Source organism: Lichenicoccus roseus (assembly GCF_005844085.1).
Lineage (GTDB): Bacteria > Pseudomonadota > Alphaproteobacteria > Acetobacterales > Acetobacteraceae > Lichenicoccus > Lichenicoccus roseus.
Window position 1 is genome coordinate 204546 of the sequence record NZ_VCDI01000002.1, and the last position, 26694, is coordinate 231239.

Consider the following 26694-nt stretch of genomic DNA (forward strand, 5'->3'; position numbering starts at 1 on the left):
GATAACCGGACACCGCAGGAAATGGCCGGCAGGGTGCCGACGACGATCCGTCCGGCTCTCGACACCGATCGGGGCGCGGCGTGGTCGACCATCGGCCCGGTCATCCGCGACGGCGAAACTTATGCGCTCGATCGGGATATGACCGAGGCGGAAGCTCCGGCGTATTGGTTCGGGGCCGACACGGAGGTGTTCGTGAAGGGCGAGGAAAGCAGGCGCTTTGCACCACCTGCCGTGATCTTCTGGGGCGAAGGCAGCGATCGGCCTACCGGGACGATGCCGACGGCCTGAAATCCAGGTCCTGGTAGTCGTAGCTGAAGTCGGCGACCGGTGAGAACGGCGTCATGCTGACACGCGCGACATGGCCGGTGGCATCGAGCGCGAAGGTGACCAGCGCCGGCTCGAGCGTCGGGTCGGTGAAATGCGTCAGGAACGTATCGTACTGCCAGTGCTCGAGGCTGCCCGACATGCGCGGCGTCGAGCGGAAGTCGATGGTCAGGCCGTCCTTCTGCTGGCCGACCACGATCTGCCCGTACCACGCATCCGCATAGCGGCCGGCATAGTGGTCGAGCGGTGCGGACGGACTGCCCGCGGGCGGTCTGGCCTGCATCGTCCGGACGCGCTGCACGGCGGCATCGAGCCTGGTGGCAGCGTCGGCCTGGAACCGCTTCGGCCAGTCGCTGAACGGCAGGCCGAGATAATGATCGAGCAGCTCGTACATCAGGCCGAACAGGATCGCCGGCTCCTCGCTGTTGATCTCGACCGCGAAGCCGACATCCTGGTCCGGCAGCAGCACGACGATGCTCTGGAACCCCAGCATGCCGCCGGCATGCCAGACCAGCCGGGCGCCGTGATAGTCACGGACTTCCCAGCCCATGGCGTAGGTGTTGAACATCGGCTGCGTGCCGCGCAGCGCCGGCGGCTCCGCATCGATCGGCTGCAGCACCTCCGGCTTCCACATCTCGTCATGCGCCGCCTCGCTGAACAGGCGGCCGCCCTGCGGCAGCCGGCCATGCGCAAGCTGGATCTGCAGCCAGCGCGCCATGTCGCGGGCGCTGATGGCAAGCCCCCCCGCGGGTGCGAGGTCGCGGCCGAGCTCGTCATGCTCGTCGAAGGCGAGGGCGGGTCCGGCGCCGCGCACCAGGCCGCTGGTCCGGGCATGCGGGAAGGCGCGATCCGGATCGCGATACCGGCCGGCATCGTCGCTGGTGGAGTGCAGCATGCCGGCCGGGACGAGGACGTGCTCGCGCACGTAGTCCTCCCAGCTCTTGCCGCTCACCGCCTCGATGAGCTCGCCTGCCGCCATGTACAGCACGTTGTCGTAGGCAAAGCCGCTGCGGAAGCTGGTCGCCGGCTTGAGGAAACGCAGCCGATGCACCGCCTCGGCCCGGGAGAGGTTGCTGCGCGGCACCGACACCAGGTCGCCTTCGCCGAGACCGAGGCCGGAGCGATGCACCAGCAGGTCGCGTATGGTCATTTCCCGGGTGACCCAGGGGTCGTACATCTGGAAGCCGGGCAGGCGATCGATCACCCGGTCGTCCCAGCCGATGCGCCCGGCATCCACCAGCGTCGCCAGGGCCGCGACGGTGAAGGCCTTGCCGGTCGATCCGGTCGGAAAGATGGTGTCGGCGTCGACCGGATCCGGCTTGCCGAGGGCGCGTACCCCGGAACCGTGCAGGAAGCTGGTGCGGCCGTGCTCGACCACCACGATGGAGAGGCCGGGCACACCGATCTGCTGGCGCAGGGCGTCGACGCGTTCTGCGAAGTTCGCGGGCGGGGATGCCAACGCCGGCGCGGCGACGGCCAATGCGAGCATGCCGATCACTGCGCGCCTCACGGCAAGACTGCCGCGACGCGGTCGGCATCGGCTTCCGCGCGACGCAGCGGCGTGTCGAGCATGAACAGCGGGATGGCCGACAGCGCCGCGAGCGCCGCCAGCATGGTGAAGAACATGGCGGGCGGCATGCGGCTCCAGAGTGTTCCGACCAGCCCGGCGCTGAGGCTGCCGCTGAAGATGGTGAAGAACCAGGCGGCGACGGTGGTTGCCCCGAGCCGCGCCGGAGCGAGCCGGGCGAACACGCCGAGACCGGTCGGCAGGATGAACAACTCGCCCAGGGTCAGCAGCGCGAAGAAGCCGACCAGCCATAGCGCGGATGCGCGTCCGCCAGCGGCCTGCCATGCGACCAGGGCGAGCAGCAGGTAGGACGCGCCGACGATCAGCGCACCGGTGCACATGCGCCGCGCCAGGCGCTGGACATGACCGGCACGGGTGCGACGCTGCCAGAACGCCAGCAGCGGCCTGGTGAACAGGATGACGAACAACGAGTTGAGCGCCTGGAACCAGGTCAGCGGCACGCTCATGCCGTGGCCGATATGCCGGTCGATGCCGACGTCGGTCCAGATCGCGACGGTGTTGCCGACCTGCTCGTAGGCGCTGCGGAATACCGTCACCGACAGGCCGAGGGCGACCAGCAGGAGGACAGCATTGCGTTCCACCGGCCGGCTCGTCGCGACCGGAAGCGATGCACGGGCAGGCTCGGCAGGGAGATGCCGGCCGCCTGCCAGGTAGATGACCAGGCCCGCCACCATGCCGACACCGGCAACCGCGAAGCCGTAGTGCCAGCCATAGATCTCGCCGACCGCGCCACAGGCCAGCGGCGCCAGGAAACCGCCGATATTCACCCCGACATAGTAGACGCTGTAGGCCCAGGGACGGCGCGGGTCGTCATGCGCATACAGATGATCGACCTGTGCCGGCAGGCTGGGCAGGAACAGTCCGTTGCCCAGCGCGATGGTGAGCAGGCCGAAATAGAACAGCGGCTCGAACGTCATCATGAAGTGCCCGGCGGCCATGATGGAACCGCCGATGATGATCGCGCGGCGGCGGCCGAGGATGCGGTCGGACAGGATGCCGCCGATGATCGGCGTGAAGTAGGCGGCCGAGGTGTAGGCGCCGTAGATGAAGGAGGACGCCGTCTGCGTCAGCATCAACTCCTTGACCATGTAGAACACCAGCAGCGCGCGCATGCCGTAATAGGAGAATTGCTCCCACATGTTGGTGAGGAACAGGATGGTGAGGCCGGGCGGATGGCCGAACCAGATGCGCTCGTGCAGGCCGGGATGCGCCGTGGCGTGCATCAATACCGCACCGTCATGGCGAGCAGCCCGAAGCTGTAGGCGACATAGAGCAGCAGCAGCGCGGATGGCACCAGCAGCAGGCTCCAGGCGCGCGCCAGCCAGCCGGAACGGTCCTGCCAGGTCAGGACGGCGTTGCAGGCGGACAGCAGCACCGCGCCCACCAGGAAGACCATGCCGCCGATCTGCAGGGCCCACAGGGCCGGGTCGGACGCGCTGCTGAACGCGGTGTCGTCGGACAGCATCTTCAGGATCAGCAACCCCCAGCCGACCGGCACCGCGACCGCCAGGAGGCTGGTGAGCTTGGTGGCGCGCGCCACGTGCAGGCGGCTGCCGGCGAGACCGGACGCCACGCCATGGTAGCGCCGGATCAGCCAGCCCGCGGGCCAGGCCAGGAAGCTGAGCAGCAGGACGACCAGGGCCGCCGCCAGCGCGGGCAGGATCCAGCCGGCGTTGCGGCTGGCTGGCACCGGCAGCATCACCTCGAACGGCGACATCAGGTCCCAGCTCCAGCGCACGACGCGTCCGTTCTCGACCTTGGCCGCCAGCCGGTCATAGCCGTCGATGTCCTGCCAGACGAACGGAGTGACCTCCTCCCAGTGGCGGGGCGCGCCGCCGGGCTGCAAAATGTCGCTCACCACCAGGTGCCCGGCGGCGTCGGTCGAGACGCCGGCCTGTCCGAGCAGGCCGACGATGGCGAGGAAGTTTCCCTCGGAGCGCCGGCTCGCCGTCCAGTGTCCGGCCATCATCGCCGCGTGCCGTGCGGCCACCTCCTTAGGCACTTCGGCGGCGGGACGCGCCGGCGCCGGGAAATAGCGGTCCGCGAAGTCGTGGAACAGCGCGGTGCGCAGCGTCTGCACCGCGCCGTCGCGGCCGACGCTGTTGAAGGACACGTAGAGGCCGACACCGTCGTTGATGAACAAATGCAGGCTGGTATGGAAATAGTCGGTGTCGCCCAGATGCCCGATCACCTCGTGGCCGTTCGCGTTGGTCTCGAAGAAGCCGAGCTCCATCCGGTTCAGCGGCGGCAGCAGCGACAGCTTGTCGATATGGTCGAGCGGGCTTGTGTGCATGGTGGAAGCGGTCTGCGGCGCCAGGATGCGGGCGCCGTCGAGAGTGCCGCCCTGGAGGTGCGCGATCATGAAGCGCGCCATGTCGGCGGCGGTGGACGACAGCGCGCCGGCCGGCGCCGGGACCACCACCTCGAAGCCATGGCCGGGCTGCGAGGCGAGGCCGTAGCCTACCGCCATCTGGCCGCGCAGGCGATCGGGCAGCGGCTGGCGAAAAGTCGATGAGTGCATGCCGAGCGGGGAGAAGATGCGTTGCTCGACATAGTCGTCGAACGGGAGATGCGAGACGCGCTGGACGATGTAGCCGGCGAGCGTCGTGGCCCAATTGGAATAGCCGGGCGTGCTGCCCGGGGGGAAGATGCGCGCCGGGATCCAGGCCTTGAGATAGGCATCGATCGGCGTGACATGCCGGGTGTCGAAACTCAGCAGGTTCTTGACCGCATCTTCGAACCCTGCGCTGTGCGTCATGATCTGGCGCAGCGTCACCGGCTGGCCGTGCCACGGCGGGATGGTGAAGTCGAGATAGTCGTTCACGTCGCGGTCTAGGTCGAGCTTGTGCTGTTCCACGAGCTGCATCACGGCGGTCCAGGTCACCAGCTTGGAAACCGAACCCGGCCGGAACAGGGTCTTTTCCGGATCCGCCGGGATGCGCTTTCTCACGTCGGCATAGCCGTAGCCGCGCAGGGTCAGCACCTGGCCGTCCTTGACAACCGACACCACGGCACCGGCAATGTCGCCGCTATGCAGGGCGTAGGGCAGGTAGCCGTCGAGCCAGGCATCGAGGTCGGTCTTTGTCAGCGCCGCCGCCGGCATCGCTGGCGTGGCGATCGTCGATGTCGTTGCGTCGGCGATGGGTGGTGGCAGGATGCTCGGCGTCGGCCCCGGTACTGGAGTCTGGCCGAGCAGGCCGAGGGAAACCAAGGCGACTGTTCCTAGACCCATTCCGCTCGCTCCGGCATGGCCGACCCGCAGCGGTCGCCTCTTGCAGACTTGTTATGGTCCTCTACGGGATAAAGCAATCCTGTTTGGAAAATTGCAGCGCGATGTGGGATGTTCTGCATCGAACCCGTGCCGCACCTAACCTCGATCGGAGCAGACAGCGATGAGCGCCTCCAACAGACCAACGCTCGGCTCGTCGATGCGGGCGCTCAGGATCCGCCATGGGCTGACGTTGAAAGAGATGAGCAGCCGCACCGGCATCCCGTTCTCGACGCTGGCCAAGGTCGAGCATGACAGGCTGACGCTCACCTACGACAAGCTGCAGACCATCAGCGAGCGGCTGAACATCCCGATGGCGGACATGTTCGCCGAGCCCGGCAACGAAGCGCGCGCCGCGCCGAACGGACGCCGCAGCGTGGCGACGCTGTCGAATGCGCTGCAGATCGTGACGCCGAACTACGACTACAACTATTTCGCGCCCGAGCTCCGCGACAAGGACATGATCCCGATCTTCGCGCACCTGAAGGCGAAGTCGCTCGCCGAGTTCGGTCCGCTGCTGCGCCATGGCGGCCAGGAATTCTTCTTCGTCATCGAGGGCTCGGTGGTGGTGCATACGGAATTCTATGATCCCACCGTGCTGAAGGCGGGCGAGGCGATCTATATCGACAGCCGCATGGGGCACGGCTACGTACTGGCGGAGGGCTGCGAGCACGCAGTCGCCCTGGTGGTGTGCTCCACCAGCCAGGAAGAGCTGCTCGACAGCGCAACGAGCCAGGTGCCGCAGGTTCCGGTATCCAGGGCGCCGGCATCCCCGGCTGCGACCCGCCGACGCCGGCCCTCGCGAAGCACCGCATGACCTTGCGCTGCACGAAGGGCTGCCTGCATCAGAAGGCGGCGCGTAGCAGCATGCCGATGGTGCGCGGCTGGATGAAGGTGGCCTGGCCGGTCTGGTCGGCGCCGCCGGTGTTGGAATAGTAGGTGAAGGCCAGCACGTTGCTGATGTTGTTGACATAGAGCTCGCCGCGATACGCTCCGCGCGACAGGCCGAGTCGGATCGACCCGGTCGCGTAGGCCGGCAGCGGCACATGCGACGAGGTGATGGCGGGGGTGGGCGAGAAGCTGGTGTAGCGCGTGCCCACGAAGCTCCAGCTGCCCGAGACGAAGGCCGCGGTCTTGTCGTCGATGTGCCAGTTGTAGTCGGCATTCAGGCTGCCGCTCATCACCGGGACGTACGGCAGCGCATCGCCGCGCGCGCCACCCAGTCCAGGCGCATCCACATCCAGGTGCGCATCGGCATAGTCGCCGACCGCCTCGAGGGTGAGGCCGCGCACCGGCACCCAGGCGATATCCCACTCGACGCCCTTGCTCGAAGCGCTGCCCGCGTTGCCGTTGACGGTGAAGTCCCCTGCAGGGGTGTTGAAGATCGAGGCGATCTGTACGTTGTGCCAGTTCACCCAATAGCCGGTGACGTCGACGCTTACATGCTTGTCGAACAGGTCCTGTCGTACGCCGACCTCGTAGCTGACGTCGCTGTCCGGCTGGTAGGTGTTCGGGATCCCCGGGACGCCGGGGACCGGGATGTTGGGGCCGCCCGGCCGATAGCCGGTGGCCAGCCGTCCGTAGAGCATGGTGTTGTCGGTCGGTCGCCAACGTGGTTCGACAGAATACAGTGCATCGTGGCTGTTGGACGAGATCTGCGGCAGGTACAAGGTCGGGCCGTACAGTACGCAGCACCCATAGCTCGCCTGCGAGCGTTGCGCATTGCCGCTCCAGCGTCCGCCGAGCGCCACGTCGAACGAGGGCAGCAGGTGATAATCCACCTGGCCGAAGAAGGCGTATTCCGATAGCGGCCCACCGACGGTGGCGCCGCCGAGGGCGGGTGACAGCACCTGCGCGAGGTTTGCGGTCGGTCTCGCATCGAAGAACTGCTGGAACGCCTCGTTCTCGCGGGTGAAGAAGAAGCCGCCCAGCCAGTCGAACTGGCGTCCGAACAGTCTCGTGCCCGGATCTGAGGCGATGCGCAGTTCCTGGTTGAACTTGTCGGTGTCGGAGTCCTGGCGCTCGTAGAAGTCGATCGGCTGGCCATACACGCTGCCGAAATAATCCGAGTAAGACGTGCCTGCCGCGATGTTCTGGTTGGAGGTGTCGGCGTGGTTGCTGAAATTGTTGAAGGCGTAGCTGGTGATCGAGGTCACCGTCGCCCAGTCCATGTCGTAGCTGACATTGGCGTAGTAGGTGCCGACCTCGCTCTGGCCCGGGCTGGTGAGCAGCGTGTTGTTGCGCAGGCCGTTCACCAGCGAGAGCTGTCCGCCGCCGGGCGCCAGCGGCGTGACCGCGGCACCCGCCACCTGGACGAAGTCGGCGTTGTTGACGATGAGCGTCTGCCGCTCGGCGGTGAGGCGTACCGACAGGCCGGGCAGCACGCTGGGCGTCCAGAGCGCCGAGGCGCGCCAGCCATACTGCTGCCCGCTGTTGCTGTTGGACTTGCCGGCGGCCGGATCGTCGACATAGCCGGGCAGCCATTCGTTCCAGGCAGTGATGCGGACCGCCAGCTGGTCCTTGATGATCGGCAGGTTGGCGAAGCCCTTCAACGAACCGCCCACGCCGCCGCCGGTCACGCCGTTGAAGCCGCCTTCCAGCGCGCCGCTGTAGAGGTTCATGACAGGCGGGTTGGTGACGTACTTGATCAGCCCGCCTTCCGCGGTGGCGCCGTACAGGCTGCTCTGCGGGCCGCGCAGCACTTCGATGCGCGACAGGTCGAAGGTCTCGAGGTTGGGCGAGTTGGTGGAAGCGTTGTTCTGCGCGCCTTCGGGATTGATCGGCACGTCGTCGAGCACGGACGCCACGGTGGTGCCGCCGCCACCGGTATTGAGGCCGCGCAGGACGATGCGTACCGCGGTCTTCTGGTCCGCCTCGACCGACAGGCCGGGCACCTCGGCCACCAGGTCCTGCACGCTGATCTGCTGGCGCCGGTCCAGCGTGCTGCCGGATATTGCGGTGACGCTGTTTGCGACCGTGCGCGCCAGTTCGCGACGCTTGTTGACGGTCACCACGATCTGCTCGACCTGGGTGCCTGGCTTGGCGACATCCGGCGACGGCGTGCTGCCCGGCCTGGTCTTGCCGCGCGTGACCGGCTGGCCAGCCGACGGCGCGTCCTGAGGTTGCGCGGCAGCAAGCGGGCTGGCGAGGGTGAGGACGACGAGGCCGAAGCCCAGGGGCCACGACTGCAGGCCGGCGGTGCGGCGCGATCGGGTGGACCGATGCCGCTGGGATCTGCTCGTCATGATGTCCGCGTCCCCGGTCTGCATGTTGCCAACCGCCTTCCGGCGTCTCTGGGCCTCGGCAGGAGAGCAACCGATCGATGGGTCATCAGGCTGCATGAAGTGTCCCAGTCAGGATAATGCAGCACATAAGCAAGCCGCAGGCCAGCGTTGGGGGCTGCCGCACAAGCTGCGGCACAGGCATCGTTCTGGCGTGCAGACGGGCAGGGATCGATGAGATTGCAGGCAGAATGCCCTGATTATCGCCAAAACCATCCCCTGTGGGACAACGTTGCTCTGTCCAGGACTTTAAGCTAGAGCGGGGCACTTGCATGGTATGGATGGTCGATGCGCCGGCACGTGATCGTACTCGGGGCCGGCATGGTCGGAACCTCGACCGCCCTGCAGCTCGCCCTGCGCGGCCAGGACGTCACCCTCGTCGACCATCAGGCCCCCGGACGCGAAAACTCCTACGGCAACGCGGGCCTCATCCAGAGCGAGGCGGTGCGCCCGTACGCCTTCCCGACCGACTTTCCCACGCTCTGGGCCGTCGCCTCCCGGCGCGGCAACGCCGTGCGCTACCGCCCGGGAGCGCTGCCTCGCCTTGCTCCACGGCTGTACCGCTACTGGCGGAACTCCCTGCAGCGCAACTACGGTCCGGTCGCCGAAGCCTATGCGGCGCTGATCCGGCACGCGACGGCGGAGCATGCGCTGCTGCTCGGCAATACCGGCGCCGACGACCTGGTCAGGCGTGTCGGCTGGCGGCAGATCTTCCGCGACCGCCGGCAGTGGGCCGCCTTCGCCACCGAGGCCCGGGCGGTCGCCGATCTGCATGGCCTCGCCATGTCTGTCACCGATGGCGACGAACTGGCGCAGGCAGAACCGGCGCTGCGACGCAGGCTCGCCGGGTCGATCCACTGGCAGGATCCCTGGTCGGTGCGCGACCCGGGCGCACTGGTCGAACGGTATGCGCAGCGTCTGCGCGATCTTGGCGGCCGGGTCCTGCTGGGGGACGCGCTCACGCTGCAACGCCAGGGTGCCGGATGGCGGATCGCCGCCGGCGGGGGCATCGTCGAGGCGGATGCGGCGGTGGTGTCACTCGGCCCGTGGTCGGACGGCTTCGTGCGCCACCTGGGCTACGGTCTGCCGCTGTTCGTCAAGCGCGGCTACCATCGGCAATTCGCCTGTGCGACGCTGCCCGCCACCGCCCTGCTCGACATGCGCAACGGCGTCATGCTGGCACCGATGCAGGACTGCCTGCGGGTGACCACCGGTGCGGAGTTCGCCCTGCTCGGCGACAAGCCGTCGCCTGTGCAGCTCGGGCGCAGCGAGACGTATGCGCGCGAACTGCTCGCCTTCGAGGCGCCGACCGCGGATCCGGTCTGGATGGGTGCGCGGCCCTGCACCGTGGACATGCTGCCGGTGATCGGCCCAGCGCCCCGGCACGCCGGTCTGTGGTTCAATTTCGGCCATGGCCACCAGGGCCACACGCTCGGTCCGGTCAGCGGACGGGTGATTGCCGAGATGATCTGCGGCGAACCGCCGCTGGTGGCAACCGAGCCGTATCGCGCGAGCCGTTTCGACCGCTGATGCTCAAGTCCGGAGCGGGCGGGGTGTCCAGAATGCGGTCTCCAGCAGGACGGTGGTCCTGAAGCAGCGCTTCAGCATGGCATAGCGGGCATCCGCTCCGTGCGAGATGGCCAGTTCGTCGAGCCGCCGTGCACCCTGGTTGGCGAGTGCCACGTAGTGCTCGCCGCCATAGACCTCGATCCAGTGCAGGTAGGGATTGCCCTCGCGACGGGTCGCAGGATCGGCAAGCAGGCGTAGGCCGATTTCCGCATAGCCGATCAGGCAGGCGGACAGCGACACCATCAGGTCGAGGATATCGCCGCTCTGGCCGTAATCCAGTATCGTGCGAGTATAGGCCAGCAACTCCAGCGACTCCGGCTCACGCGCGAGGTCGTCCTCGCTCAACCCCCACTGCGCGCAATACTCGATGTGCAACCCGAGTTCGGTATCGAGCAGACCTGCCAGCAGACGCGCGGTGCTGCGCATCGAGGCAGCCTGGCCGTCCTTGTAGATGGCGAGCGCGTAGCAGCGCGCATACTGCAGGAGATAAAGGTAGTCCTGCACCAGGTAGGTACGGAAAGCTTCGGCGGGCAGCGTGCCGTCGGCAAGACCGGTGAGGAATGGGTGCCGAACATAGGCATCCCATTCCAAGGCGCAATCCCTGCGGAGCCGTGCGAATAGCCGGCCCGGTTCAAGAACAGGCAAGGTCAGGTCACTGCGCCGGCGCGCCGCACGGGAAGCTGGCGTCGAGGAACTGCAGCACGCCGACCGTGGCCGGCTCGCTCATCGCCGACGGGTTGCTCCCGGCCCACACCACCAGCTTGTCGCGGCCCTGCTGGCGGGTCAGCGGCGGGTTGGTCGGCAGGCAGAAGCTGCGCGCGGCCGGGGCGGTCTCGCTGACATAGAGGTCGATGATGCCGGTGAAATAGCCGACGCACAGGGCGTGCTCGCTGCGTGCGCGGGTATCGTTGCTGGCGCTGACGCACATGTCGAACAGCGACTGGAAATTGGTGATGGTGGTGGGCGAGGGCCGCTTGTAGCTGTACGGACTGGCGTCCGGATCCTGCGCCTGGGCTGCGATTGGAAGCCAGGCTGCTGCCGCTACCGCGCACAATCCCACGATCCTGCTTCGCATGCCGCTACTCCCTGGCGTCGCAGCCGGAACGTGATCCACCGGCGGCAGTTGCAACAGCTACCGGCCTGCGAGGTTCAGCACGCCCCCGGTTGCAGGCGTAGCAACGCCGGTGGTGCCGGGAAAGCTGATCGGCAGCCCGCGCCGGCAACGCTGTGCGAGATAGGCGAAGCACTCCGCCTCGATGGCATCGCCGCGCCAACCCAGCATTTCCGCGTCCTGGATGTCGATGCCGGTGCGCTCCGCGAGCATGCGCATCAGCGTCGGATTGCGCCGGCCGCCACCGCACACCACCAGCCGGAGCGGCCGGACAGGGAGCAGTCCGACGGCACGTGCGACGCAGCCGGCGGTGAAGGCGGTCAGGGTGGCGGCGCCGTCCTGCAGGGTCAGGCCGTCCACCATGGAGGCGGAAAAGTCGTCGCGGTCGAGCGATTTCGGGAATGGGCGATCGAGCCAGGGATGCGCGAGCAGTTGCTGCAGCCGCGCCTCTTCGACGCGTCCGGCGGCGGCGATCAGGCCGTCGCGGTCCATCTCGCCGGCGCCGTGGCGACGGATCCAGTCGTTCAGCGGCGCATTGCCCGGCCCGGTATCGAAGGCGACGATGCCGGCTTTACCATCCCAACTGGTGATGTTGCCAACCCCGCCCAGGTTGAGGACCGCGCCGGGCTCGCCCGCTGCCTGGCCGGCCCCGGAGGCGCGCAGCAGGGCGACATGATAGATCGGCGCCAACGGCGCGCCCTGGCCGCCGGCCGCAACGTCGGCGCTGCGGAAGTCATGCACGGTGTCGATGCCGGTCAGCCGCGCCATCAAGGCACCGTCGCCGAGTTGCCGGGTTCGTCCGGGCCGGCCGTCTGCCGGGGCGCGGTGCAGGACGGTCTGGCCGTGGAAGCCGATGACCTCGATGTCGGCCGCCGGGATGCGGTTCGCCTGCAGGAACTCCGTCACCGCCGTGGACTGCGCGCGCGTCAGGGCGGCTTCCGCTTCGGCGAACATGGCAGGCTCGGCTCCCGTGAAGTTCCAGGCGCGCGCCGCCGCCAGCACCGCCGGCAGCAGGGCGCGCACCGCATCCGGATAGGGTGCCAGCGTCCAGGGCCCGAATTCCGCTATCCCCTCGCCATCGCTGCGCAGCAGGGCGATGTCGATATTGCCGTCGAGCACCGTTCCGGTCATCAGGCCGATCGCCCAGCCCGGCCTGCTCACGGTGTCCCGAAGAAGCTGTAGGTAGCGCTGTAGGGTGAGCGCGCGCGCATGCCCGCATGGGCGGCGTCGCAGCCGCCCGAAGGCGGCAGGCCACCCGCCGTCTGCGAGCGGGTCACGAACGTCACGCCGGCAAACATCCCGTTGCCGGCATGCGACGTTGCCCGCAGCACCAGCCACGGGATCGCACCGTCGGGCCTGGCCGAGGCCACCACCGCGCCGATCACGGTGCTGCCGTCGCTCGCCTGCCAGGCCGGCCCGGCGTAGTGGCGGCCGGCCGGTCTGCCGGCGGCATCGGTCAGCGTTGCCTCCGGCCCGACGAGCTTCCAGGCATGGGCTTCCGGACTGCCCTGGCAGACATAGATCTGCACGCCGCGGCCCTGCAGTGCCATCACGCCGGAGCCGTGCGCCGGGACGGCACCCGCCGCCAGCGCCATCGGGATGCCCAGGACCGCAAGTCTCGCACTCACCATCGGTGGCTCTTAGCGCCAGCCCCACCGCTCCGCCAGCGCCAGGCACTCCGCGCGGGTCTCGATGGCGTCCGTGGTGCCGATATGGCGCAGGCTGGCCGCCGCGGTGGCGTGCCCGAGCGCCAGCGCCTCGTCGAGCGGGCCGTCATCGTGCAGGACGCGCAGGAAGCCGGCCGCGAACGCATCGCCGGCGCCGTTCGCGCCCGCCACGAGTTCGGGCGGGATCGCGACCGAGCCCTGCTGCGCCAGCGCGCCGTCGCGGGACAGCGCGAAGCCGCCCATGGTGTAGTGCACCGCCAGCACCGACATCGCGCCCAGCTCCATGATGACGCGCGCCGCGTGCAGGCAGGCGGCGATGTCGGTCACGCCGCCCGCGACGGTGTCGATGCCGGCCAGCGCGCCGATCTCGTAGTCGTTCACCACCAGCGTATCGAGCAGCGACAGGCAGGGCCGCGCCAGCGACGCGAGCCGGTCCGCATCGATGGTCACCAGTTCGAGGTTGGTGCGCAGGCCGGCCGCGCGGGCGGCGCGCAGCACGCTGACCCAGCCATTCGCGTCGCCGCCGTTGCGCGCGTCCATCAGCCGATGGATGCCCGGCAGGCCGAGATGCAGGAACCGGCCGGTCGTCGCGGTGAAGTCGAAATGCGCCGGAGCCAGCAGGTCGCTGGTGCCGGCTTCGAAGAAATGCGTCCGCCGTCCGGAACGCTCCGAGCAGAACGCATCGGTGAGGTGGGTGCGCGCGGCATCGGTGGCGTGCAGCCGGCTGCGGTCGATGCGGTGGCGATCGCATTCCGCGATCAGGAAGCGGCCCTCTTCGTCGTTGCCGACCAGGCCGATGGTCTCGATCGGAATGGCCGGGTCGAGACGGCGCATGGCGATGGCGAAATTGCAGGCCGAACCGCCGCCCCGGGTGAGCACCGACTGCACCGAGACCGACTGGTCTTCCCCGGGCCAGAACGGGATGGTCTTGTTGCGGTCGAAGCACCAGCAGCCGCCGGTGACGAAACCTGCTCTAGGGGCCATCGCCGCTGCCTTCAGCCTGCCTGGAGCACCGTCTCGGTGAGCAGCAGGTCATCCTCCAGCGGCCGCAGCGGACGGCGTCCGAGCTTGCCGAGGGCGTCGTGATAGACGCGCACAGCTTCCTCCGGCGCAAGGGAGCCATCGGCCACATGGCGCATCGCCGCCACCATGTCGCGCGGACTTTCGGCGAGGTTGATCTTGCGGCCGAACAGCGCGACGCGGGCGCCGTATTTCTCCGCCTGGTGCAGCAGCTCGAAGCAGTCCCGCGCGGTGCCGGCGCCGCCGCCGAGCACGCCGACGATCAGGCTGCTGTCGCACGAGGCCAGCTCCTCGAGCGCCTTCGGGCCATTATAGGCGATCTTGAGGAATTCCGGCCGCTCGGCGCGGGTCAGGCCGGCGAGGCTGCGCAGGATGACGTCGTTGATGTAGTGCGGGACCAGTGCGGGATCGATGCGGCAGTCGACGTTCGGGTTGAACACTTCGAGGAAATAGCGCCAGCCATGCCGGCGCGCATCGCGACGGAACGTGGCGAACTCGTGCAGCGAGGCGATGTCGGCATCGAGGTCGTTGTTGAAGGTGATCGAGTAGAGCCCGAGAGATGCGCCGGTCGCGGTGCGGGCGAGATCGAGATCGGCGGTGCGGTAGCCGCGCGACGGCTGCCTTGCGTAGCTCGCGCCGCGGCAGACCCAGATGTCGGTGGCGTCGTTGGCTCGGATCGCCGGCGTCACGCCGCTGCCGCGGAAGGCGCCGGTCTCGCGCAGCCGCTCTATGTTGGACACCGAGGCCAGCATGATGTCGACGACGTCCTGCTCGATGATCAGCCGGATCTCGCCCAGGAACTCGTCGCGGGTGCGGTGCCGCGAATAGTTGCCGTCGCTGTCGCGCGCCGGGCCGGTCGAGGTCAGGCTCGGCCCCATGTCGCCATCCTTGGCGTCGGCGATGATGAAGTCGGCGCGGGTGTAGGTGCCGTTGCGTATGCTGGCGAGCTTGTCGTCGAGACGGCTCATGGCCGCGCCTCCTCGGGCTGTGACGCCCCTGCATGCGCCGGGATCGCACCGGTCATCAAGCCCACGATATCGGCCATGCTGGACTGCTTCGGCGAGGTCAGCATGACCCGGCGTCCCAGCCGCATGACATGGATGCGGTCGGCGACCTCGAACACGTTCGGCATGTTGTGGCTGATCAGCACGATGGCGAGGCCGCGGTCGCGCACGCTGCGTATCAGGTCGAGCACCTGCCCGGTCTCGCGCACGCCAAGCGCCGCCGTCGGCTCGTCCATGATCACCAGCCGTCGCGCAAAGGCCGCCGCGCGCGCCACCGCGACGCCCTGCCGCTGGCCGCCGGAGAGCGCCTCGACTGCGTTGGTGATCGCCGGTAGTCGGAAACGCAGCTCGTCCATGTGCCGTTGCGCCTCCGCACGCATGCGTGGCTTGTCGAGCATCCGGAACACGCGGCCGAGCGGCCCCGCTCGGCGCAGCTCGCGGCCGAGGAACAGGTTCGAGGCGATGTCGAGCGCCGGCGCCACCGCGAGATCCTGGTAGACCGTCTCGATGCCGCTGGCGCGCGCGTCCAGCGGGGTGGCGAACCGCACCGGCGCGCCGTCGAGCAGGATCTCGCCGGCGTCCGGCTGCACCGCGCCGCAGAGGGTCTTGATCATGGTGCTCTTGCCGGCGCCGTTGTCGCCGACGATGGCCATCACCTCGCCGGCGCGCACCTCGAAATCCACTCCGTGCAGCACCGCGACATGGCCATAGCTCTTGGTGATGCCTCTTGCTTCCAGAACCGGGAGATCGCTCATGTCCGGCGCCGCCGGGTCAGCTGGTCGAGCGCCACCGCCGCGATCACCAGGATGCCGGTGACCAGATCCTGCCAGAGCGGATCGATACCCTCCAGCGTGAGGCCGTTGCGCAGCACGCCGACGATCAGGGTGCCGATCAGGGTGCCGAACAGGCTGCCGCGTCCGCCGAACAGGCTGGTGCCGCCGATCACCACCGCGGTGATGCTATCGAGGTTGGCGGTCTGCAGCGCGTTGGGGTCGGCGTTGGGAATGCGCCCCAGCGCCAGCCAGGCGGCAACACCGTAGATCAGCGCCGCAAGACTGTAGATCGACAGCAGCCGGCGTCGCACCGGAATGCCGACCAGCCGCGCGGCTTCCGGGTTGTTGCCGAGCGCGTAGACCTGGGTGCCCCAGGCGGTCTGGGTCAGCATGTACCAGACCAGCAGGTACAACCCGGCCAGGATGATGGTGCCGTAGGTGATCGGTGCGGAACCGATGCGAAGCGAATTGCCGCTCCACGCCAGCAGGTCGTCCATCACCGGAAAGGCGCCGCCCTGCGAGATCAGCCGGGTGGCGGCGGTGACGATGCCGAGCAGCCCCAGCGTCACGATGAACGGCGGCAGGCGCAGGCGGCTGACCAGCAGCCCGGCGACGGCGCCGACCGCGGTGCACAGCGCCACCGCCGCCAGCAGGCAGGGCAGCGCCGGGTAGCCGGCATCGACCAGCTTGCCGGCGACGATGGTGCCGAGCACGCAGATCGCGCCGTTGGCCAGGTCGATGCCGGCGCTGAGAATGACCAGCGTCTCGCCGACCGCGAGTGCTCCGACGATCACGCTCTGCTGCACGATCAGCGACAGGTTGTTCGGCGTCAGGAACGTGTGCGTGGTCGCCGAGAAGATCGCGCAGAACAGCAGCAGGGTGAACAGCGACCCGGCGACGGGGTTCAGCGCCAGTTGCCGCAGCAGCCTGGTGCCAACCCCGGTACGCGGCGTCGCAACGGTGCTGGTGGCTTCTCCTACCCCCAGCACTTCGTCAGGCCCCAGGCCGTGTCGTGCTGGTCGAGGCCGGGGAAGGGGTGGTCGGTGATGGTCGCCGATCCGGTATCGTGCAGGCCGGACGGCTTCGAGCCGCCCTTTGCGAAATCGACCACCGCGTCGACGCCGGCCTTCGCCATCTTGGCCGGGAACTGCATGACGGTCGCCGCGATCGCGCCGCGCTTCACGTACTTGACGCCCAGGCAGCCGCCATCGATCGAGGTCAGCACCACGTCGTGTTCGCGCCCGGCGGCACGCAGCGCGGCGTAGGCGCCCTCGGCGGCGGGTTCGTTGATGGTGTAGACGACGTTGATGTCGGGATGCGCCGACAGCAGGTTTTCCATTCCGGTCTGTCCCTTGTCCTGGGCGCCGTTGGTGATCTGCTTGCCGGCGACGGCCGGATCGCCTTCCTTGATGCCGAAGCCTTGCAGGAAGCCGTTGTGGCGGAAGGTGTCGACGGTGCCGCCCGGCGTGCCGTCCAGCATGGCGAGGTGCGGCGCCTTGCTGCCCAGCGCGTGGCGGGCGTACCGGCCCTGCTTGACGCCGGCCTGGAAATTGTCGGTGGCGTAGGTCGCATCGACCGCGTCCGCCGGATCGGTGGCGGTGTCCAGGGCAATCACCACGATGCCGGCCTTCCGGGCCTTGGCGATGGCGCCGAGCGGACCGGTCGAGTTGTTCGGGGTGATCAGGATGCCGCGGGCCCCGGCACTGATCAGCGTCTCGATCGCCGCAACCTGGCCTTCGTTGTCGCCGTCGAACTTGCCGGCGCGCGCGATCAGCCGGACACCGCGTGCGCGCGCCTCGGCCTCGGCGGCACGGCGCAGGCTGACGAAATACGGATTCACCTCGGTCTTGGTGACCAAGCCGACGAGAATGCCGTCGGCCGATCTCGCGGGCGAGGCCAGGCCGGTGGCCAGGGACGTCGGCAAGGCTGCGATCAATGCGAGAGCCAGCCAGCCACGCCGGCTGGTCGTTTCAATGGTCCTGCTCATGTTGTCCTCCGACGCCGCATCTTTTGTGCGGCTGCCGGAACCATAATAAAGGATCGAGCGCGGATCCTGTCAAACCGCTACAATGGCGAGCCGCTTGCCGGCCCGTGCCGGTCCTGCCCGAGACGCTACCGCGTGTTGCGGACAGCCCGGCTCAGGTGTGTCGCCGCGACCAGGAGCGGCGCCAGCAGGGCGAGCCAGATCACCCGGTTCTGGTAGCGGTCGTGCGGTCCGGAGAGGATGCCGGTCACCGCGGCGTTGCCGAGCAGGCAGAGCAGCACGGCGGCGCAGAGCAGGGCCATCGGACTACGCCTGACGATCCCGACCACCAGGCACGCCATCGTGCCGACGACCCCGGCCACATAGCCGAGGACGTGCAGCAGCCGCAGCCAGTCCGGCACCGCGAGCACGCCGCGCGACTGCCGGGAGGCGAGGAACGCACGCCGCTCGCCAGCCGGGAAGTTGCGCAGGATGACCGGGCCGACTTCGCCCGGCCAGGCGTGCAGCCCGTCCCCCGACTGGAACAGCAGAAGCTGGTGGCCGAGATTGGACAGACTTGCTCGTAGCACCTGCAGCGGCTGCTCGTGCAGCGCGTGGCTGATGATCGATCCGGCCTCAAGCGAGAGCAGCTTGGCGCCGCCCAGGCTGTGGAGCGGGCCCTTGGGTTCCCAGAGGAAGTCGTCCGAGCTCGGATACAGCGTCCGGTGCGGCGGCAGCACGTCGATGTAGCGGCACATGTGCCAGTGCACGGTGCCGCAATCCCGTTCCAGCACGACTTCGGCCGGTCCGTCGTACAGGAGCCGGGCAAGCAGGAAGACGTTGCCGAACGGCGAGACCGACAGGCGGCCGAAGGCGGCGCAGTTCACCGCGCACAGCATGGCGATCGCGGCCAGCAGCGGCGAGGCCGCCAGCGCCAGCCCACGCCAGCCAAGCACGCTGCTCGCGCCCAGCCAGCGGCGGGTCGGCAACAGGATCGCCAGCAGCCCGAGCGCGATCCAGATGTGGGACAGGTGGAAGACGATCATGGCGGTGGCGAGGCCGGCGATCGCGGGCATCTCCAGGCGACCGAAACCGGCCGGCGCCAGCACCAGGATGGCGATCAGGATTGCGAGCAGGGCGGTGAACAGGTCCGGCATGATCTGGTCGACGAACCAGGGCAGCGGCGTGAGGACCGCGAGGATGGCGCAGAGCGGCAGCAGCAGGCGCGGCGATAGGCCCGGCACGAAGGCGCGTATCGCGGCGCCCAGGACGTAGAGGGTCAGCAGGGCCTGGACCACCACGATTGGCCAGGTGCTGATCTTCCAGTGCAGCAGGAACAGGAACAGGCTGTAGAAGGCAGGCCGGTCCCAGCCGAGATAGTGCTGGATCGCCTGGCCGAGATATGTGCCGCTATCGGCAAACACCAGCGGATAGCCGTTCAGCAGGGCTGGCCACAGCAGGATCGCCAGGCACGGCAGCAGCATGACGCCGGTGCGGACACGGGAGCCTGAGGTCAACTCCGGCACTACCGCCTTCGGAGATATGGTCGAGCTCGGCCCCGTGACCGGGGTGGGGATCCGAACATCCGGCCCGGGGATCGTGGCGCTCAAGGTCTGAGATCCAGTCATCGAGTGTCGAAAAGTCGACCGTGCGATACCGCCCGGGCACAGGTTCCTCCTAACAGGATGCTATAAATAAAACCACGAAATCTTTACCGGACTCGTGTCGGCTCAGGAATAGTCTGTGAATTATGAGGCTTTTAACGAGCGGCGAATCGTGCTGCGTCACGCCGCCCGGAAGCCGCCATCGACGGCGAGGCAGACCCCGTTGATCATCGAGGCGCCGTCGCCGAGCAGGTAGCAGACGGTGTTGGCGACCTCGCCAGGCTCGACGAAGCGTCCCATCGGGATGCGGCTGCGCATCGGCCCCGCCTTGACCGGGTCCGACCAGGCGACCACCGCCATCGGCGTCAGCGTCACCACCGGGTTGACGCTGTTGGTGCGTATGCCGTGCGGGGCGAGCTCGACTGCCATCACCCGGGTCATCGCGTCCAGCGCGCCCTTGGAGGCGCAGTAGGCGGTGTGCTCGGCGATGCCGACGTCGGCCGCGATGCTCGACACGTTGACGATCGCGCCGGGCCTCCCGGCCTCGATCAGCCGCTTCGCCACGAACTGGCCGATGCGCATGGGCGCCAGCACGTTGACCGCCATCACCGCCTCGAAGGCGGACTGGGCGGTCTCGGTGAAAGGCGCCAGGTGGGTGATGCCGGCATTGTTCACCAGCAGGTCGATGGCGGGCGCCTCGCGCAGCGCCGCCAGGGTGGCCTCGATGTCGGCCACGTCGGCGGCGATGGCGATGCATCCGGTCTCCGCTCGCAGGCTCTCGAGGTCGGCGGCGGAGCGGCTCAGCGCCACCACCCGGGCGCCGCGCTCCGTCAGGCGCTCCACGATGACCCGGCCGATCCCCTTGCCGGCGCCGGTCACCAGGGCGGTGCGGCCCTCGAACTCCTTCGGATCGGCGGCCATCAGGCGATCGCCCCGCGGCGGGTGCTGCCCGGGGTCAGCAGCACCTTGATGCTGTCCATCGAGCTGGCGCTGCGTATCGCCTCGTCCCAGTCGTGCAGATCATACTCGTGCGTCACGATGCCGTCCGAGGTGACCAGCCCGCGGGTCAGCAGGTCGATGGCGATCGGGTAGCAGTACGGCCCCAGGTGCGAGCCGCGCACGTCGAGCTCCTTGCGGTCGCCGATGATCGACCAGTCCGCCGAGGTCTCCTTGCCGAACACCGAGAACTCCACGAAGCGGCCGAGCTTGCGCACCAGGTCGAGCCCCTGGGTGACGCCGCCCGGCGAGCCGGTGGCCTCGATATAGACGTCGCAGCCGTAGTTGCCGGTGACCGCCATCACCTCGGCCCTGGCATCCTGCCGGGTCGGGTTGATGGTGAGGTCGGCGCCGTACTGCGTCGCCAGCGCCAGCCGCTCGTCCGACATGTCGATCACCACGATCTTCCGCGGCGTCTTGAGCTTGAGCACCTGCACCATCATCAGCCCGATCGGCCCGGCGCCGGCCAGCACCACCACGTCGGCGAGCTGGATGTCGCCGCGCTGCACGGTGTGGATGGCGCAGGACAGCGGCTCGATGATTGCGGCGTCGTTGAGCGGCATCTCGTCGGGGATGACATGCAGGCGGGCGGTGGACGGCAGGCGCATGTATTCGGCCATGCCGCCGTCGGCGACCTCGCGCTGGAAGCCGAAGATGTTGTGCACCTCGCACATCCAGTAGGAGCCGGTGCGGCAGTAGTGGCACTTGTCGCAGGGCACGATCTGCTCGGCGATGACGCGCTGGCCCGGCCGGATGCCGAAATGCTCGGCGGCGCCCTCGCCCAGCTCCTCCACCACGCCGTAGAACTCGTGCCCGGCGATTACCGGCGGCTTGACGTAGGCGGTCTGCGTGTCCGAGCCCCAGAACATCTTGGCGCCCTGCCAGCACTTGCAGTCGCTGGCGCAGATGCCGCAGGACGCGATCCGGATCACCGCCTCGCGCGGCCCCGCCGTCGGCCGCGGCACGTCGCTGACCCGGTAGTCCTCGGGACCATGGCAGACGATGGCGGTCATCCTGGTGTTCGAGCCGGGGCGGATATCCGAACCTGACATTGAAGCGCTCCTCCGTTTCCCGGCAGGATAGCGGACAGCGCTTCACGTTGACAGGCCAGGGCATCAGCCCTATAGGCCCCGACCTACTGCCGGGAACGTGGACGGATCCGGTCGGCAAGCCATGCCACAACGGCAGGCTGCCGATAACGCGGACCGCGCCCGTCGCGACCATCAGGTCGTGGCCTACCGGTGCAACACGAGCGTCGGACATACCGGTCGCACCAGACGAAAGGGTTTGCCATGAGCAAGCGCCTGGAAAGCAAGTACAAGATCAACCGCCGCCTTGGCGTCAATCTCTGGGGCCGCGCGAAGTCGCCGATCAACAAGCGCGATTATGGACCTGGCCAGCATGGCCAGCGCCGCAAGCAGAAGCCCACCGACTTCTCGATCCAGTTGATGGCCAAGCAGAAGCTCAAGGGCTACTATGGCAACATCAGCGAGAAGCAGTTCCGCAAGTATTATGACGAGGCGGTCCGTCGCAAGGGCGACACCTCGGAGAACCTGATCGACCTGCTGGAGCGCCGGCTCGATGCGGTGATCTACCGCCTCAAGTTCGCCCTCACGCCGTTCGCGGCCCGGCAGTTCGTCAACCACGGCCATGTCACGGTGAACGGCCGCAAGGTCAACATCCCGTCCTTTCTGGTGCGCGACAACGACGTGATCGAGGTGCGCGAGAAGTCCAAGCAGCTCGCCGTGGTGCTCGACGCCGCTCAGAACGGCGAGCGGGACGTGCCGGAGTATCTCGAGGTCGACCACCGCGCGATGAAGGGTCGCTTCACCCGTTCGCCGAAGCTCTCCGACGTGCCGTACCCGGTGACGATGGAGCCGAATTTGGTAGTCGAGTTCTACAGCCGCTAAAAAACATGGTCCGATAGCGCACTACGCTGGTCATCCGACGCGCCTTTCCTGCGCTCCGGTGCTCACGGCCAGGAGGCCGCTCCGCTCCGGTCCTCGGAAAGACACGCCGGACCGGCGCCTAAGGCGCCTCTGACTCAGCGTAGCCCACTCTCGGACCATGTTTCCGTGTGCTTGGAGTAAGCAAGTAGGGTCTTGGGCCGGGCGGGTTACTCCGTCCGGCCTTTGTGTTTGCGGGTCCGGGGCCGCTGGCCCTGGCGGGTCGAGGGCAGGGCCCTCGTCTTTCTTCAGGGTGAAGTTATGTCCGACAGCGTTGAGCAGATGCGCACCGAGATCGCGCGGCGGCGGACGTTCGCGATCATCTCGCATCCGGATGCCGGCAAGACCACGCTGACCGAGCGGCTGCTGCGGGCCGGTGGCGCGATCCAGCTTGCCGGCAACGTGCGGGCCAAGGGTGAGCGGCGGCGGACGCGGTCGGACTGGATGGGGATCGAGCGCGAGCGCGGGATTTCCGTCGTCACCTCGGTGATGACCTTCGAGTACGGCGGCTGCATCTTCAACCTGCTTGATACGCCGGGGCACGAGGACTTCTCCGAAGATACCTACCGGACGCTGACGGCGGTGGATTCCGCGGTCATGGTGATCGATGCGGCCAAGGGGATCGAGGAGCGCACGCGCAAGCTGTTCGAGATCTGCCGGTTGCGCGACATTCCGATCATCACCTTCATCAACAAGATGGACCGCGAGGCGCAGGACCCGTTCGCACTGCTCGACGAGGTCGGCAGCACGCTGGCGCTGGATACGGCACCCGCCACATGGCCGGTCGGGCGGGCGGCGACGTTCGTCGGCACCTACGACCTGCGCGCGCGCGAGATGCACCTGACGCAGGAGCTGGCGCAGTCCGACCCGCGTCTGCAGGCGCTGGGCGAGGAGCTGGAGCTGGTGCAGGGAGCGCTGCCGGAGTTCGACCGCGAGAGCTTCGATGCCGGTGCGCTGACGCCGGTGTTCTTCGGCAGCGCGATGCGCGAGATCGGCGTGCTGGATCTGCTCGATGCCCTGGTCTCGTTCGGGCCGCCGCCGCGCGCACAGGCGACCGAGACCCGCGAGGTGAAGGCCGACGAGGCGGCGATGACGGCGCTGGTATTCAAGATCCAGGCCAACATGGACCCCAACCACCGCGACCGCATGGCATTCGCACGCATCTGCTCGGGGCGGCTGCAGCGCGGCATGCGGCTGCGCCACGTACGCACCGGCAAGCAGTTCGCCCTGCACACGCCGCAGTTCTTCTTCGCGCGCGACCGCCAGTTGGCCGAGGAGGCGTTTGCCGGTGACGTGGTCGGCATCCCGAATCACGGCACGCTGCGCATCGGCGACACCCTGACCGAGAGCGAGGATCTGCGCTTCACGGGCGTCCCGCACTTCGCCCCCGAGATCCTGCGCCGGGTGCGGCTGGACGACGCCATGAAGGCGAAGAAGCTGCGCCAGGCGCTGACCGAGCTGGCCGAGGAGGGTGTGGTGCAGCTGTTCCGCCCGCAGGATGGCGCGCCGCCGATCGTGGGCGTGGTCGGCACCCTGCAGCTCGACGTGCTGCAGGCGCGGCTGGCGGGCGAATACGGGGTGGCGATCGGCTTCGAGAGCACGCCGTTCTCGCTGGCGCGCTGGGTCAGCGGCGACCGCGGTCGCATGGAAGCGTTCATCGCCGGCAACCGCTCGGCGCTGGCGGACGATCTCGACGGCGACCCGGTCTTCCTGGCCAGCTCCGCCTTCATGATGCGCCGCACCGCCGAAGCCAACCCGCAGCTGACCTTTGTGGACATCAAGCAGATCGGCAGCAGCCCGACTTGATCGGGAACGCCGGGCTTCCTGCATCATGACGCGCCGGCCACGCCGGAAGCTCTATGTCTGCCCAGGCTGCAAGCTGACGGCGCTGGCCGGCTATCGTGCCCTGCTGACCTGCACGGCATGCCGCTTGCCGATGCACCGCAAGGACCAGCCGCCGCCGGAGCCGCCGCCACCCGTGCCGCAGTTGGACGGTATCGACGAGGAGGCGGCGCGGCTGATGGACGCGATCGCGTGCCTCGCGGCGGCACCGGATCGTGCGGCGGTGAAGGACCTGCTCTGGGAGGCGGGGCTGGCGGACTGACCCGGTCAGGCCGGCAGCAGGCCCGCCTGGCGGTAGTTCCCGATCAGCGCATCGAACAGGGCGATATCCGACCGGCTCCGCGCCATCAGCTGGGCGCCCGCGACGGCGGCGTAGATGGCGCGGGCGCGATCGTGGCTGGCCTGTTCCGCCACCATGCCCGATGCGATCAGCAGCCGGCGCAGCCAGGCCACGTTGACGTCGGCAAAGGCCTGTACCTCCTGCCGCACCGGCAACGGCAGATCGTCGGACTCGGCCGCCATGAAGCTGCTGAGGCACATCCGGTTGTCGCTTTCCAGCGAGGCACGGAAGATCTCCGGGTAGCGGCGCAGGGCAGCGAGCGCATCCGCCGAGCCGGTCGAGATCGCCTCCAGGTCGGCCGCGATGTCCTGCCAGTAGCGCCGGGCGACCGCCGCCCCGAGATCCGCCTTGCTCGGGAAATGATGGTAGATGCTCGGCGCCTTGATGCCGACATCGCGCGCGAGGTCGCGGAAGTTCAGCCCGCCATAGCCATGCGCCATCGCCGTGCGCCGGGCCGCCGCCAGGATCTCTTCCCTCGAATTCGAACTCATCCCCGATCGTCCCGCCCATACACCTACCAAGTGATAGATAGGACTTGACGATCCCGAGTTGAAGGCCTATCGCTACTCTACCAACCACATGGTAGGGAAACGATCATGAGCACAGATATTCCGGCCCGGCTGCGCCTGTTCACCTCGCCCTCGGCCTTCCCCAATCCACAGCGGCTCCGGCTGTTCATGCACGAGAAGGGCATCGCCGACCGTTACGAGGAGCATGTCTACGACATGTCGCCGGTGGGCGAGCAGCGGCAGTGGCGGCACCTGAAGATGAACCCGTGGGGCGAGACCCCGACCCTGGAGCTGGCCGATGGCAGCTATCTGGCCGAGACCGACGCCATCGCGCGCTATCTCGACCAGGCGCATCCCGGCCGCCGCATCATGGGCGACACCCCGATGGAGCAGGGGCTCGACACCATGTGGAACAACCGCATCTGGGTGCACATCCTCTACCGGATCGTCACCGCCTTCCACGTGCTGCACCAGGGCCTGGGGCCGAAGCTGGAGCTGACCAGCAACCCGGCCTGGGGCGAGCATTGCCGCAAGGAGGCGCTGGCGCATGCCGGGCTGGTCAACCAGCATCTGTCCGACGGCCGAGACTGGATGCTCGGCGGCGACGCCCCGACCTTCTCGGACATGACGCTGGCGACCGCGATCGCCTTCTCGAAGTTCCCCGTCAACGCGACGCCGCTGGACGAGCGCTTCGAGCATCTGGACGCCTACTGGCGTCGCTGGCAGCTGCGTCCGGGCTTCAGGGCCGCCTATGCCGACCGCAGCAGCGGCGTGCCGGAGCTCGACGGTCCCGCCTAGAGCAAGGCTATAGCCGACCTGGCCTGCCGGGTTTTACTGCAGCTCGGTGCCGGCCAACGCACGGCCCTCGTAGAAACCGTAAAAGAGGTAGTGCGGCAGACCGGAGCGGTTCGTGCATGCGACGTCGGGATTGCCGGCAAGGTAGGCGTCGCCATCGAACGCGATCAGTCGCGCCGGCCGGCTGTCGTCAGGCGGCAGCCGGATCGTCGCCGGCCCGCCCGGCCTGCTCTGGTGGCGGCGCGGCAACGTGGCATCGCCGGTCAGCAGGCCCTCGCGCGATCCGAGCGCACGGATCTGGTCGGTGAACTGCTCGAAGCGCACGGTGATCCGCCGGTCGAACTGGTGCACGTATTCCAGGCGCGACATCAGCAGGTCCTTGGTCATGTGCGCCCCGGCACCGGCATAACGTGCAAGCGCCGCACGGTCGTCGACATCGACGCGTCGATGCAGTTTTCGCCGCGTATGGTCCTGCACGGTCTCGAATGGCTTGTTGTGGAAGTGCAGGTAGGTGAAGTCGGTGTCGCGCATGCCAGCCGCCAGCCGCGATCTTGGTTCGTGGTAGCCGCTGTCGAGATCAAGGATGGTGTGGCTCGGCAGGAACCCCTTGGGGAACATCTCCGGGTGGAACCAGTCGGGCTGCGAAGGGACGTTGAACAGCGACGTGCGTATGCCAAGCACCTGGTCGCACTCGATCAGCGCGTCGAGACCTGCATGGATCGCGTCGCGCGAGCATTCGAGGCCGCCACGCGTGAACAGCGCCAGGAATTCGTCGCAGTCGCAGGGCAGCGCGAAATCGTATTCGAGGGTGCGGTCCCATTCGTTGATGACGCCGTGCACGATTGCGCCCTTCTGCTCGAAGGCTGCGTTGCCGACATGTTGCCGGTGGACCCGCACGCCGGCCGCCTCGAACTGCGCAAGGATGAAGCAGGTCAGCGGATCGCGCGATCCGTTGTCCAGCACTTCCAGGCATTCGAAACCGAACAGGTAGCCGTAGTATTTCAGCCAGGAATCCAGGAGCTGGCCTTCATCCTTCTGCATCATGATGCAGCGTACGCGCGCCATGGCGGTGTCGGCCTGTCAGCTTGCGACTA

At 68.1% G+C, this 26694-nt stretch carries 25 protein-coding genes; 7 read left to right on the top strand and 18 right to left on the bottom strand.

The genetic code is table 11. The annotated features are described in order from the left end of the window. The first annotated feature begins 33 nt into the window (after positions 1 to 33). Positions 34 to 288: a hypothetical protein gene (locus tag FE263_RS06240; RefSeq protein WP_138325111.1), complete on the top strand. Its 255-nt coding sequence runs from the start codon at positions 34 to 36 to the stop codon at positions 286 to 288. Here the strand turns inward: FE263_RS06240 and FE263_RS06245 are convergent. The 3 genes from FE263_RS06245 to FE263_RS06255 are packed head-to-tail and all read right to left on the bottom strand — an operon-like array spanning position 263 to position 5123. Continuing rightward, positions 263 to 1813 (bottom strand): serine hydrolase, encoded by a 1551-nt coding sequence (locus tag FE263_RS06245; protein WP_138325662.1) that lies wholly within the window; start codon positions 1811 to 1813, stop codon positions 263 to 265. The genes FE263_RS06240 and FE263_RS06245 overlap by 26 nt on opposite strands. Positions 1814 to 1830: 17 nt before the next feature. Next, a complete protein-coding gene (locus FE263_RS06250; RefSeq protein WP_138325663.1) occupies positions 1831 to 3135 on the bottom strand; it encodes a peptide MFS transporter in 1305 nt (434 codons plus the stop codon). Beyond that, positions 3135 to 5123: a serine hydrolase domain-containing protein gene (locus FE263_RS06255; RefSeq protein ID WP_205880289.1), complete on the bottom strand. Its 1989-nt coding sequence runs from the start codon at positions 5121 to 5123 to the stop codon at positions 3135 to 3137. The genes FE263_RS06250 and FE263_RS06255 overlap by 1 nt, the downstream gene beginning before the upstream one ends. Positions 5124 to 5304: 181 nt before the next feature. On the opposite strand from FE263_RS06255, the gene FE263_RS06260 reads away from it, so the two are divergent. Further along, the gene (locus FE263_RS06260; RefSeq protein ID WP_138325112.1) at positions 5305 to 5997 is read left to right on the top strand and encodes a helix-turn-helix domain-containing protein; all 693 of its coding nucleotides are present in this window, start codon (positions 5305 to 5307) and stop codon (positions 5995 to 5997) included. Between the two features lie 28 nt (positions 5998 to 6025). Here FE263_RS06260 and FE263_RS06265 read toward each other — a convergent pair whose 3' ends face one another. Further along, positions 6026 to 8425, bottom strand: a complete 2400-nt coding sequence (locus FE263_RS06265; protein WP_171033979.1) for a TonB-dependent receptor — start codon at positions 8423 to 8425, stop codon at positions 6026 to 6028. A gap of 324 nt (positions 8426 to 8749) precedes the next feature. Here FE263_RS06265 and FE263_RS06270 point away from each other — a divergent pair, with 324 nt between their 5' ends. Next, positions 8750 to 9991, top strand: coding sequence for an NAD(P)/FAD-dependent oxidoreductase (locus FE263_RS06270; protein WP_138325114.1), 1242 nt, complete (start codon positions 8750 to 8752; stop codon positions 9989 to 9991). 3 nt (positions 9992 to 9994) lie between these two features. Here FE263_RS06270 and tenA read toward each other — a convergent pair whose 3' ends face one another. The 12 genes from tenA to FE263_RS06330 all read right to left on the bottom strand — a co-directional run bounded on the left by tenA (position 9995) and on the right by FE263_RS06330 (position 21220). After that, positions 9995 to 10621: a thiaminase II gene (gene tenA, locus FE263_RS06275; RefSeq protein ID WP_240759113.1), complete on the bottom strand. Its 627-nt coding sequence runs from the start codon at positions 10619 to 10621 to the stop codon at positions 9995 to 9997. 61 nt (positions 10622 to 10682) lie between these two features. After that, positions 10683 to 11105 (bottom strand): Rap1a/Tai family immunity protein, encoded by a 423-nt coding sequence (locus FE263_RS06280; protein WP_138325116.1) that lies wholly within the window; start codon positions 11103 to 11105, stop codon positions 10683 to 10685. A 57-nt stretch (positions 11106 to 11162) separates the two neighbouring features. After that, positions 11163 to 12302, bottom strand: coding sequence for an anhydro-N-acetylmuramic acid kinase (locus FE263_RS06285; protein WP_138325117.1), 1140 nt, complete (start codon positions 12300 to 12302; stop codon positions 11163 to 11165). Beyond that, positions 12299 to 12772, bottom strand: coding sequence for a DUF3455 domain-containing protein (locus tag FE263_RS06290; protein WP_138325118.1), 474 nt, complete (start codon positions 12770 to 12772; stop codon positions 12299 to 12301). Before FE263_RS06290 ends, FE263_RS06285 begins: the two co-directional genes overlap by 4 nt. Before the next feature lie 9 nt (positions 12773 to 12781). Then, a complete protein-coding gene (locus FE263_RS06295) occupies positions 12782 to 13792 on the bottom strand; it encodes a carbohydrate kinase family protein (protein WP_138325119.1) in 1011 nt (336 codons plus the stop codon). An 11-nt stretch (positions 13793 to 13803) separates the two neighbouring features. After that, positions 13804 to 14796, bottom strand: coding sequence for a hypothetical protein (locus FE263_RS06300; RefSeq protein WP_138325120.1), 993 nt, complete (start codon positions 14794 to 14796; stop codon positions 13804 to 13806). Continuing rightward, positions 14793 to 15587: an ATP-binding cassette domain-containing protein gene (locus FE263_RS06305; RefSeq protein WP_138325121.1), complete on the bottom strand. Its 795-nt coding sequence runs from the start codon at positions 15585 to 15587 to the stop codon at positions 14793 to 14795. The genes FE263_RS06300 and FE263_RS06305 overlap by 4 nt, the downstream gene beginning before the upstream one ends. After that, on the bottom strand, positions 15584 to 16594 hold the full coding sequence (locus FE263_RS06310; RefSeq protein WP_205880290.1) for an ABC transporter permease: 1011 nt from the start codon (positions 16592 to 16594) through the stop codon (positions 15584 to 15586). Before FE263_RS06310 ends, FE263_RS06305 begins: the two co-directional genes overlap by 4 nt. Beyond that, positions 16582 to 17592 (bottom strand): substrate-binding domain-containing protein, encoded by a 1011-nt coding sequence (locus FE263_RS06315; protein ID WP_138325123.1) that lies wholly within the window; start codon positions 17590 to 17592, stop codon positions 16582 to 16584. Before FE263_RS06315 ends, FE263_RS06310 begins: the two co-directional genes overlap by 13 nt. A 125-nt stretch (positions 17593 to 17717) precedes the next feature. Continuing rightward, positions 17718 to 19085 (bottom strand): hypothetical protein, encoded by a 1368-nt coding sequence (locus tag FE263_RS06320; protein WP_138325124.1) that lies wholly within the window; start codon positions 19083 to 19085, stop codon positions 17718 to 17720. 267 nt (positions 19086 to 19352) lie between these two features. Beyond that, positions 19353 to 20093, bottom strand: a complete 741-nt coding sequence (locus tag FE263_RS06325; RefSeq protein ID WP_138325125.1) for an SDR family oxidoreductase — start codon at positions 20091 to 20093, stop codon at positions 19353 to 19355. After that, complete coding sequence (locus tag FE263_RS06330; RefSeq protein WP_205880291.1) at positions 20093 to 21220, bottom strand: alcohol dehydrogenase catalytic domain-containing protein; 1128 nt, start codon at positions 21218 to 21220, stop codon at positions 20093 to 20095. Before FE263_RS06330 ends, FE263_RS06325 begins: the two co-directional genes overlap by 1 nt. Positions 21221 to 21460: 240 nt before the next feature. On the opposite strand from FE263_RS06330, the gene rpsD reads away from it, so the two are divergent. From rpsD to FE263_RS06345, 3 genes are all read left to right on the top strand, one after another. Then, positions 21461 to 22078: a 30S ribosomal protein S4 gene (gene rpsD / locus FE263_RS06335; protein ID WP_138325126.1), complete on the top strand. Its 618-nt coding sequence runs from the start codon at positions 21461 to 21463 to the stop codon at positions 22076 to 22078. Positions 22079 to 22375: 297 nt separating this feature from the next. Then, a complete protein-coding gene (locus tag FE263_RS06340) occupies positions 22376 to 23920 on the top strand; it encodes a peptide chain release factor 3 (protein ID WP_138325127.1) in 1545 nt (514 codons plus the stop codon). A 25-nt stretch (positions 23921 to 23945) separates the two neighbouring features. Next, positions 23946 to 24218, top strand: a complete 273-nt coding sequence (locus tag FE263_RS06345) for a hypothetical protein (RefSeq protein ID WP_138325128.1) — start codon at positions 23946 to 23948, stop codon at positions 24216 to 24218. A 5-nt stretch (positions 24219 to 24223) separates the two neighbouring features. On the opposite strand, the gene FE263_RS06350 is transcribed toward FE263_RS06345, so the two are convergent. Next, on the bottom strand, positions 24224 to 24787 hold the full coding sequence (locus tag FE263_RS06350; protein ID WP_138325129.1) for a TetR/AcrR family transcriptional regulator: 564 nt from the start codon (positions 24785 to 24787) through the stop codon (positions 24224 to 24226). 105 nt (positions 24788 to 24892) lie between these two features. Between FE263_RS06350 and FE263_RS06355 the strand changes: the two genes are divergently transcribed. Beyond that, positions 24893 to 25603 carry a glutathione S-transferase family protein gene (locus FE263_RS06355; protein ID WP_205880292.1) on the top strand — a complete coding sequence of 237 codons (711 nt, stop codon included), beginning with the start codon at positions 24893 to 24895 and terminating at the stop codon, positions 25601 to 25603. A gap of 33 nt (positions 25604 to 25636) precedes the next feature. Here FE263_RS06355 and FE263_RS06360 read toward each other — a convergent pair whose 3' ends face one another. Continuing rightward, positions 25637 to 26665 (bottom strand): glycosyltransferase family 2 protein, encoded by a 1029-nt coding sequence (locus tag FE263_RS06360; protein ID WP_138325130.1) that lies wholly within the window; start codon positions 26663 to 26665, stop codon positions 25637 to 25639. Positions 26666 to 26694: the final 29 nt, after the last annotated feature.

What these genes read in the sequence shown, in the direction of transcription:
- FE263_RS06245 (WP_138325662.1), bottom strand. Translation starts at nt 1,813, where the DNA reads ATGCTCGCATTGGCCGTCGCCGCGCCGGCGTTGGCATCCCCGCCCGCG.
- FE263_RS06250 (WP_138325663.1), bottom strand. Translation starts at nt 3,135, where the DNA reads ATGCACGCCACGGCGCATCCCGGCCTGCACGAGCGCATCTGGTTCGGC.
- FE263_RS06260 (WP_138325112.1), top strand. Translation starts at nt 5,305, where the DNA reads ATGAGCGCCTCCAACAGACCAACGCTCGGCTCGTCGATGCGGGCGCTC.
- FE263_RS06265 (WP_171033979.1), bottom strand. Translation starts at nt 8,425, where the DNA reads ATGACGAGCAGATCCCAGCGGCATCGGTCCACCCGATCGCGCCGCACC.
- FE263_RS06270 (WP_138325114.1), top strand. Translation starts at nt 8,750, where the DNA reads ATGCGCCGGCACGTGATCGTACTCGGGGCCGGCATGGTCGGAACCTCG.
- FE263_RS06280 (WP_138325116.1), bottom strand. Translation starts at nt 11,105, where the DNA reads ATGCGAAGCAGGATCGTGGGATTGTGCGCGGTAGCGGCAGCAGCCTGG.
- FE263_RS06290 (WP_138325118.1), bottom strand. Translation starts at nt 12,772, where the DNA reads ATGGTGAGTGCGAGACTTGCGGTCCTGGGCATCCCGATGGCGCTGGCG.
- FE263_RS06295 (WP_138325119.1), bottom strand. Translation starts at nt 13,792, where the DNA reads ATGGCCCCTAGAGCAGGTTTCGTCACCGGCGGCTGCTGGTGCTTCGAC.
- FE263_RS06300 (WP_138325120.1), bottom strand. Translation starts at nt 14,796, where the DNA reads ATGAGCCGTCTCGACGACAAGCTCGCCAGCATACGCAACGGCACCTAC.
- FE263_RS06305 (WP_138325121.1), bottom strand. Translation starts at nt 15,587, where the DNA reads ATGAGCGATCTCCCGGTTCTGGAAGCAAGAGGCATCACCAAGAGCTAT.
- FE263_RS06315 (WP_138325123.1), bottom strand. Translation starts at nt 17,592, where the DNA reads ATGAGCAGGACCATTGAAACGACCAGCCGGCGTGGCTGGCTGGCTCTC.
- FE263_RS06325 (WP_138325125.1), bottom strand. Translation starts at nt 20,093, where the DNA reads ATGGCCGCCGATCCGAAGGAGTTCGAGGGCCGCACCGCCCTGGTGACC.
- FE263_RS06330 (WP_205880291.1), bottom strand. Translation starts at nt 21,220, where the DNA reads ATGTCAGGTTCGGATATCCGCCCCGGCTCGAACACCAGGATGACCGCC.
- rpsD (WP_138325126.1), top strand. Translation starts at nt 21,461, where the DNA reads ATGAGCAAGCGCCTGGAAAGCAAGTACAAGATCAACCGCCGCCTTGGC.
- FE263_RS06340 (WP_138325127.1), top strand. Translation starts at nt 22,376, where the DNA reads ATGTCCGACAGCGTTGAGCAGATGCGCACCGAGATCGCGCGGCGGCGG.
- FE263_RS06345 (WP_138325128.1), top strand. Translation starts at nt 23,946, where the DNA reads ATGACGCGCCGGCCACGCCGGAAGCTCTATGTCTGCCCAGGCTGCAAG.
- FE263_RS06350 (WP_138325129.1), bottom strand. Translation starts at nt 24,787, where the DNA reads ATGAGTTCGAATTCGAGGGAAGAGATCCTGGCGGCGGCCCGGCGCACG.
- FE263_RS06355 (WP_205880292.1), top strand. Translation starts at nt 24,893, where the DNA reads ATGAGCACAGATATTCCGGCCCGGCTGCGCCTGTTCACCTCGCCCTCG.
- FE263_RS06360 (WP_138325130.1), bottom strand. Translation starts at nt 26,665, where the DNA reads ATGGCGCGCGTACGCTGCATCATGATGCAGAAGGATGAAGGCCAGCTC.